This window comes from Methylobacterium sp. (assembly GCF_019750675.1).
Taxonomy (GTDB): domain Bacteria; phylum Pseudomonadota; class Alphaproteobacteria; order Rhizobiales; family Beijerinckiaceae; genus Methylobacterium.
Genome location: NZ_JAIEOF010000172.1, coordinates 1 through 6,589 on the forward strand (window position 1 = coordinate 1; position 6,589 = coordinate 6,589).

7 protein-coding genes are annotated in these 6,589 nt (G+C 72.2%); 5 read left to right on the forward strand and 2 right to left on the reverse strand.

Annotated features, from left to right (window positions below):
• Positions 1–624: SprT family zinc-dependent metalloprotease (locus K2X24_RS09115; protein WP_292496991.1), on the forward strand; the 624-nt coding region annotated here is incomplete at its 5' end.
• A 7-nt stretch (positions 625–631) separates the two neighbouring features.
• Here K2X24_RS09115 and K2X24_RS09120 read toward each other — a convergent pair.
• Positions 632–1,009 carry a hypothetical protein gene (locus K2X24_RS09120; protein ID WP_292496993.1) on the reverse strand — a complete coding sequence of 126 codons (378 nt, stop codon included), beginning with the start codon at positions 1,007–1,009 and terminating at the stop codon, positions 632–634.
• A gap of 176 nt (positions 1,010–1,185) precedes the next feature.
• Between K2X24_RS09120 and K2X24_RS09125 the strand changes: the two genes are divergently transcribed.
• The 4 genes from K2X24_RS09125 (at position 1,186) to K2X24_RS09140 (ending at position 6,264) form a co-directional block, all read left to right on the forward strand.
• Positions 1,186–1,731, forward strand: a complete 546-nt coding sequence (locus tag K2X24_RS09125) for an invasion associated locus B family protein (protein ID WP_292496995.1) — start codon at positions 1,186–1,188, stop codon at positions 1,729–1,731.
• 61 nt (positions 1,732–1,792) lie between these two features.
• Positions 1,793–2,467: a hypothetical protein gene (locus K2X24_RS09130; protein WP_292496997.1), complete on the forward strand. Its 675-nt coding sequence runs from the start codon at positions 1,793–1,795 to the stop codon at positions 2,465–2,467.
• Positions 2,468–2,600: 133 nt separating this feature from the next.
• Positions 2,601–4,544 (forward strand): glycosyltransferase family 2 protein, encoded by a 1,944-nt coding sequence (locus K2X24_RS09135; protein WP_292496998.1) that lies wholly within the window; start codon positions 2,601–2,603, stop codon positions 4,542–4,544.
• Positions 4,537–6,264, forward strand: coding sequence for a glycosyltransferase family 2 protein (locus K2X24_RS09140; RefSeq protein ID WP_292496999.1), 1,728 nt, complete (start codon positions 4,537–4,539; stop codon positions 6,262–6,264). Before K2X24_RS09135 ends, K2X24_RS09140 begins: the two co-directional genes overlap by 8 nt.
• Before the next feature lie 77 nt (positions 6,265–6,341).
• Here the strand turns inward: K2X24_RS09140 and K2X24_RS09145 are convergent.
• The coding region (locus K2X24_RS09145) for a phosphoribosylaminoimidazolesuccinocarboxamide synthase (RefSeq protein WP_292497001.1) at positions 6,342–6,589 on the reverse strand (248 nt) is incomplete at its 5' end.

Here is a 6,589-nt window from a genome sequence, read left to right on the forward strand (position 1 = left end):
CTGCGCGTGTCGAGCGCGACCGGCGAGGTGGTGATGACCCTGCCGACGCGAACCTCGGTTGCCGTCGCCCGGACCTTCGCGGTCAGCCACGGCGGCTGGATCGCCGCCCGCCTCGCCAAGATGCCCGAGCGGGTGCTCTTCACCGCCGATGCGGTGCTGCCGGTGCGCGGCGTGCCCCACCGGATCGCGCATCGCGCCGCGCGCAGCGGCGCGACCCGATTCGAGCGGTTGGCGGACGAGCCCGTCGTGTCCGTGGCCTGCGACGTCCCCCATATCGGGCGCCGGGTCGCGGACTTCCTGAAGCGGGAGGCCCAGCGCGACATCGTCGAGGCCGTGGCCCGTTACACGGATAAGCTCGGCCAGGGGCCGACCCGGATCACCCTGCGGGACACCCGGAGCCGCTGGGGCTCCTGCACCGCGCGGGGCGAACTGAATTTCTCCTGGCGCCTGATCCTGGCGCCACCCCTGGTGCTCGACTACCTCGTCGCCCACGAGATGGGGCACCTGCGCGAGATGAACCATTCCCAGCGCTTCTGGACCCTCGTCGGGGCGCTCTGCCCGCACGTGGACGAGGCCGAGCGCTGGCTCAAGCGCAACGGCGCCGGCCTGCACCGCTACGGCTGACGGGACCTCAACCCCTCACGCGAAGCACCCGGCTGCGCACGACACGCTCGGCGGGCCAGGTCGGGCGCGGATCGACGTCGCCGGGGTTCAGGGTCCGGGGCGCCACGCCGTCGCAGACCTCGCGCTGCCGCAGGATCACCGGCTGGCCGAACTCGTCGCGGCGCCGGATGATGCCGCCGTCGCGGCAGAAGCCCGCGATTTCCGCCGAAGACCCGCTGCGCCGCCCGCCCGGCGTGCGCGGAACCGGCCGGTGCTCGATCACCAGGGGCCCGTCGCGGTTCAGGGAGCGCTCGACATAGGTGGTCTCGTTCACCGGCAGCGGGTCGGCCACGGCCGAACCGGCGAACGCGAGGGCGACGAGGAAGAGAGAGGCGCGGAGTCGCATGGATTCGTCCGTTGGCGGGCAAGCGTGACGGTCAGCACTAGAGGCTGTACGCGCGACGCGATAGTCGGTTCCCAGGCTCGGGCTTCGCTTGACAGTCGTGGGCCGAGCATGGTCGGAACACCCGTGTTTTCGGTTAACGGCTCGCGGGGCGGCGGGCCATGCGAGAGGATCGACGCGTGGGGTCTGGTGGAATGGTGCAGCGCGCACGCGGCCTGGTCGCCCGGGGTGTCGCGGCAGGCGCGCTCGGTTCACTTCTGCTGCTCGGGGGCTTCGGCTCGCAGGGCGCGTCGGCGCAGGGCATGGTGCGCAACACCTTCGGGGACTGGCAGCTGCGCTGCGAGACGCCGGCCGGCGCCAAGGCCGAGCAATGCGCCATGGTGCAATATCTCGCGGCGGAGGACCGGCCGAACCTCACCCTCGTGGTGATCGTGCTCAAGACGGCCGACAATCGCGGCTACCTGCTCCGCGTGGTGGCCCCGCTCGGCGTGCTGCTGCCCTCCGGCCTCGGGCTCAAGATCGACAAGACGGATGTCGGCCGCGCCGGTTTCGTGCGCTGCCTGACCACGGGCTGCGTCGCCGAGGTCGTGATGGATGACGGTCTGGTCAAGCAGTTCAGCGGCGGCGCCCAGGCGACCTTCATCGTCTTCCAGACCCCGGAGGAGGGCGTCGGCATTCCGCTCTCGATGAAGGGCTTCGCACAGGGATTCGAGAACCTGAAGTGAGGGGCCGGCCCGGGCACTCACGAATTCCGGGCACGCAAGGACACGGAGACGGGATCCGAGCATGGGCAAAAGCATCCTGGGCAAAAACATTCTGGGCAAGAACGTCCTGGGCCTGAACAGCCTCGTCGTGGCCGCTGTCGTGGCGGTCCTCGGCGCGTCCCCGCTGCGGGCGGAGGAGGGGAATTTTCTCACCAACATGTTCAAGTACGGCGGCACCACCGTGCCGCCATCCCAGCCGGCCGACAGCGAGCCGCCCTATTGCCCGACCGTGACGGTGCCCGAGGGGGGCGCGGCGATCCAGGTCTACGGCGGCCGCGGCGGTGACGGTGCCAACCTCCGCCACCAGATCACCCTCGGGCGGGTGGCGCGCGAGTGCAACCGCCTCCAGGACGGGACCCTGAGCGTGAAGGTCGGCGTCGAGGGCCAGGTGCTCCTTGGGCCCGTCGGCGCGCCCGGCCGCTTCGAGGCGCCCGTTTCCTTCGCGATCAAGGCCGGCGGCAAGGCGATCATCGCGCGCCAGCGACGCGTCACGGTCCAGGTTCCGGCCGGGCAGGCGCAGGGCCTGTTCTCCCTGGTGGAGGACAATCTCATCGTGCCGGCGGCCATGAGCCAGAATTACGACATCGAGGTCCGCCTCGGCGCGGCGCCGAAGGCCGTCGCGGCCCCCAAGGGTCGCAAGGCTTCGCCGACCTCCGAGGAGCGGGTCGCGGCGCCGGCCAAGGAAACCGCCGAGTGAGCGGCGGCCTCGCCTCGCCGTCCCGAGCCCCGTCGTCCCGTCGGGTGCCGTCCTGAACGCAGCATCGGGCCGGAGCGTCGCGTTCACCCTCGAGCCGCAGGACGATCCGACCTTCGACCGGCGCCTCGTCCTGATGCGACCGGCGCGGGGTTGCTGGATCGTGCTGACCTATCGCGGCGATCCGGTGGCCCGGCCCCTGCGCCCGCTCCTGCGCCTGACGCGGCACGACGGGCGGCGGGAAACCTTCGTTCTCCCGGGCCCGGTTCTCGGCGCGGCGCAATGGCTCGGATACCTGCCTGCGGATTGCGGTGGGCTCGAACTCGCCACGGACCGTCGCGACGGCTTCGTGCTGGAGCGGGTCGGCGTACGTTCCTCCGCGCAGGTTCTGGCCGAGTGCCTGCGCAGGCGTCCGCTTCGCGCCGTGGCGGCGGTCTTCAACGCCCTGCGCCGCGACGAGCGCCGGTTTCGCGATATCCTGCGCGGAAGCTGCGGCGTCACGCCCGTCGACCGCTATGCGGCCTGGGCCCGGACCCGGGCGCGCGCCGAGACAGCGCCGGTTCCCGAGGCGCCGGCTTTATGCCTGATCCTGCCCGAGGCCCCGGAGAAGTCGGAAGCGGTCGCGGCCACTCTCGACAGCGTTCGGGCCCAGAGCTTCAGCGCCTGGACGCTCGTCCTCGCCGCGACGGAACCCGACGCCGCGCACGAGCTTTCGGACGCCCGGATGACGCGACGGACTTGGTCGGAGACGGCATCCCTCGGCAGCCTCGCGGGTCGAGCGGACGCGGTGATCCTGCTCCAGCCGGGCGACCGGCTCGATCCCGATGCCCTGGCGATCCTCGCGCGTGCCCGGTTCGACGCACCGGAGCCCGAACTCGTCTACGTCGATACGGTGATCGACGGCGCTCCGGCGACCCCCCGGCTGAAGCCCGACTGGAGCCCGGACCTAGCCCGTGTCAGCGCTTATCCGGGCACGCCGATTCTCTACGCGGGTGCGTTGCTCCGGCGCCTGGCGGCCATGCCCCTGGGTGAGCCGGACACGCTGCCGCTGCGCCTGCTTCTCGAAGCCGCCGCCGAGGTGGCACCGGACCGTGTCGCCCACATCCCGCGGGTGCTGGCCCGGCAGGCCGACCCGGATTCGGTGGAGGCGGACCGGCACGCCGCGCTCCTCACCCGCCACCTCGCCGAGCGGGGCGCGCCCGCCCGCGTCGCGACGAACGCGGGCGGCTTCGACCTGCTCTGGCCGTTGCCGGCGCCGGCGCCTCTGGTCAGCGTCATCATCCCCTCGCGCGACCGCCTCGACCTCATCCGCAGGTCGAGCGACGACGTGCTGAACGCCACCGCCTACCCGGCGCTCGAACTCGTGATCGTCGACAACGGCTCCACCGACCCGGCGGTCCTCGCCCATTACGAGACCCTGCGCCGGGATCCCCGCGTGACGATCCACGCGGCGCCGGGCCCGTTCAACTTCTCGGCCCTGATCAACACCGGCGTCGCGGTCTCACGCGGCGCGGTCGTGGTCCTGCTCAACAACGACGTCGCGGTGCTGCGCGAGGACTGGCTCGAGGCCCTGGTCCGGCAGGCCTGCCGGCCGGCGGTAGGGGCCGTCGGTGCCAAGCTCCTCTACGGGGACGGTACCCTGCAGCATGCCGGCGTCGTCGTCGGCCTCGGCGGCCGGGCCGGCCACATCCTGCGCCGCCGCCCGGCCGACACACCCGGCCATCTCGGGCGCCTGCGTGTCGCGCACCAGGTCTCCGCCGTCACCGCCGCCTGCCTCGCCGTGGAGCGCCGCAAGTTCGACGCGGTGGGCGGCCTCGACGCGGAGACCTTCCCGGTCGATTTCAACGACGTCGATTTCTGCCTGCGCCTCGGCGCGGCCGGCTACCGGACGATCTGGACCCCGCACGCCGTGCTGGCCCACCTCGAATCCACCAGCCGAGGCCCCGCCGTGGGGCCGGCCCGTGCACGCTTCGAGGCCGAGGCCGAGGCGTTCGTGGCGCGCTGGCGCGACACGATCCGGCACGATCCGTTCTACCATCCCGGCCTCTCGCTCACGACGTTCGGGGAAGACCTTGAGTGAGGCATGCCCCCCGGGGCTGGGCCCCTCGGCCGATGTGGAGCCGGCCCTGCGCTTCGCGTCCTCCCCGGCGGTCACGGCGCCGAGGCGCTGGGCGCGCGCGATCCGGCTCTTTGCCGGCGCCCCCCGCGAGACGGCTGCGATTCTGCGCGCCCGCCTCACCGGACGGCGCGTGCGGGCGGCGCAACGCCTCGCCGCCCTGCTCGGCCTGGATCATCGCGGCCTCTGGTGCTCGTCCTCTCGGCTGATCCGGCTCATGCCGGCGCCGCGGGGCGGTGGACACGCTCATGCCCCGGGGGTGGATGTCCGGTGCGCGAGCGCGGGCGACCTCGACGGCCCCGCGCCTTTGGTGATCCTCACGGCCCCGGGTCACGGGCTCCTGCCGGGCGCGTCGGCCCAGTTCCAGGCCGCGTTCGCCGACGATCCCGCCCGGCAGGCGATCTACGGCGATGCCCTCCTCATCCGGCCGGACGGTGCCGCGATGCCGCTCCTGCGTCCAGCCTTCGACCGCGACTACCTGATGGCCGTGGATTACATCGGACCGGTTATCGCCCTGCGGCGAAGCGGCCTCGCCGCCCTCGGCGATCTCGCGGAGGTTCAGGCCCACCACCGGGCGACGGACCTGATCCTGCGCCTCGCCGATCGCTTCGGAGCCGGGGCCATCGGCCACCTGCCGCGACCGGTCTCGCAATCGACCCTCGCCCCTGACCCGACGCTTCACGGTGCCGCGCCGAGAGGGGAGGGGGCCCGGTCCGCGCGCCACGCCGTCATCCGGACGGCCCTCAACCGGGCCGGGATGGGCGGCGTCGCCATAGAGGCCGGGCGCGACGGCATCCTCACGCTGCACCATCCGCTGCCCGCGGCGCCCCCCCTCGTCAGCCTCATCGTTCCGACGCGCGACCGCCTCGATCTCCTGCGTCCCTGCATCGACAGCCTGCTGGAGCGCACGGACTGGCGGCCCCGCGAGATCCTGATCTGCGACAACGGAAGCGCCGAGCCCGAGACCCACCGCTATTTCCGCGACCTCTCAGAGCGGGGGCTCGCCCGGATCGTGCCCTGCGACGGGCCGTTCGATTTCGCCGCCATGAACAATGCGGCGGCGCGCCTCGCGCGGGGCCGCGTCCTCGCCTTCCTCAACAACGACGTCGCGACCCGGCAGCCGGACTGGCTGGAGCGCCTGGTCCGCGAGGCCCTGCGTCCGGATGTCGGTGCGGTGGGCGCCAAGCTCGTCGACGGGCAGGGTCGCATCCAGCACGGCGGCGTGCTCCTCGGGCCGGGCGGCCTCGTGACCCACGCCCATCGCCACTTTCCCGAGTCTGCTCCCGGATACCTCGCGGCCTTGAGCGCCACGCGGGCGGTCTCGGCGGTCACGGCAGCCTGCCTGGTGGTGGAGACGGTGAAATTCGCGGCGGTGGGGGGCTTCGACGGGCAATTCTTCGCCGTCGACTTCAACGACGTCGACCTTTGCCTGCGCCTGAACGCGGCCGGCTACCGGACCCTGTTCGTCCCGGGCGCGGTCCTCGACCATTTCGAGGCCGCCAGTCGGCGCTGGACGCCGGAGGCCCTGGCTCGCCATCAGCGCGAGGTCGCGGCCCTGAAACGACGATGGGGGCCGCTGCTCGCGCAGGATCCCCATTATCACCCGGGCTTCGACCCCGATCTCGGCAGCTACGCCCGCTTGCGGCCGGACTGGCCCGGCGCTTGTCCGGTCAGCCCGCGCTGAGGCGTCCCGAGGCATATCCACGCGTCACCCGCGCGCCGAGCGATCCGATTCCCGCGCCGACGACGCGGGAGACCGGTTCACTGGACGAGGCGCGGCCCGCCGGTCTGCACCTTCTCGTTCTCGGACATGATGCCGAGGCGCTTGGCGACCTCGGTATAGGCCTCGATCAGGCCGCCGAGATCCTTGCGGAAGCGGTCCTTGTCGAGCTTGTCCGACGACTTGATGTCCCACAGGCGGCAGGAATCCGGGGAGATCTCGTCGGCCACGACGATGCGCATCATGTCGCCTTCCCAGAGGCGGCCGGTCTCGATCTTGAAGTCCACGA

Bases quoted from the DNA above. Each gene is read 5' to 3' on its own strand.
- K2X24_RS09130 (WP_292496997.1), top strand. From the start codon at position 1,793: ATGGGCAAAAGCATCCTGGGCAAAAACATTCTGGGCAAGAACGTCCTG.
- K2X24_RS09120 (WP_292496993.1), bottom strand. From the start codon at position 1,009: ATGCGACTCCGCGCCTCTCTCTTCCTCGTCGCCCTCGCGTTCGCCGGT.
- K2X24_RS09135 (WP_292496998.1), top strand. From the start codon at position 2,601: ATGCGACCGGCGCGGGGTTGCTGGATCGTGCTGACCTATCGCGGCGAT.